Here is a 503-nt window from a genome sequence, read left to right as displayed (position 1 = left end):
AGCCTTGGAAGAAGGTTAAGTTGGGGGAAATTGCAACAACATATTCCGGTGGTACACCAAAAGCCGGAAATAAAAAATATTATAATGGTTTAATTCCGTTTATTAGATCTGGAGAAATACATAGTAATAAAACTGAATTGTTTATCAGTGAAGCTGGGCTTAAAAATTCTTCGGCAAAAATGGTAACAAAAGGAGATTTGCTTTATGCTTTATACGGTGCAACAAGTGGTGAAGTAGACATTAGCAAAATAAATGGTGCTATTAATCAAGCTGTTTTAGCAATAATACCTAAACAATATAATCCATATATAATTTCTCTCCTTCTTTCTAAAAAGAAAGATGCAATTTTAAGTAAATACTTGCAAGGTGGACAGGGGAATTTGTCTGCCGAAATTGTAAAAAGTATAAAATTAATCCTTCCCTCAAAAAATGAAGAAAGTTCATTGTATCCACTTTTTAAAGTCCTTGATAATCTTCTTTCTCTTCAACAACGAAAATTAGAG

General features: G+C 31.8%; 1 protein-coding gene. It reads left to right on the top strand.

The genetic code is table 11. The features are described from left to right. Window positions 1-503 (top strand): restriction endonuclease subunit S (locus tag FC45_RS07495; RefSeq protein ID WP_236694530.1); only part of this gene is annotated, 503 nt, incomplete at both ends.

It is taken from the genome of Lactobacillus jensenii DSM 20557, assembly GCF_001436455.1.
Classification (GTDB): Bacteria; Bacillota; Bacilli; order Lactobacillales; family Lactobacillaceae; genus Lactobacillus; species Lactobacillus jensenii.
The sequence above is the reverse complement of the archived record's forward strand: the minus strand, read 5'-3'. Positions and strand labels throughout refer to the sequence as shown.